The organism is Onishia taeanensis (assembly GCF_013349955.1).
Classification (GTDB): domain Bacteria; phylum Pseudomonadota; class Gammaproteobacteria; order Pseudomonadales; family Halomonadaceae; genus Onishia; species Onishia taeanensis_B.
Genome location: NZ_JABVXC010000070.1, coordinates 1 through 420 on the forward strand (window position 1 = coordinate 1; position 420 = coordinate 420).

The 420-nt window shown below is 66.4% G+C and carries 1 pseudogene; it reads right to left on the reverse strand.

Annotation, left to right across the window (positions count from 1 at the left end):
- A pseudogene (locus HUS66_RS17510) lies at positions 1-420 on the reverse strand (hypothetical protein); the annotation flags it as partial.

Genomic DNA, 420 nt, shown 5'->3' on the forward strand with positions numbered 1-420 from the left:
GGCGCATCACCCGGCACATAGCGGCGCAGCCCGGCGAAATCGCCCTGCTCTATCTGTTCGAGCGTACGACGACTGCCCTGCGGGATGGAGGGAAGCTCCGGTTGTGGATAGACGAGGACCGGCGTGTCGATCGCGACCCAGGCCCACAGGCGCACCAGTCCCAATGGCCAGCGCGACTCCAGCGTCAGTGTCGGCAATGAGAACTGGCCACGCTGGAAGGCTGCCAGCTCCAGCGGCGCGCTGCCTTCGCCGTCATGGATCTCGAGTCGCTGGCGCGCCTCTCCCAGCCGCACATCGATGGCATGTGAGCGAACCCGTCCGGTGAGGCGCACCATGACGCGCAACGTATTGCCCGCAAATGCCTCGCCATCGGCGATCAGCTGCACTCGCACGCCCGCCAGATTGCGCCAGCTGCGAAAG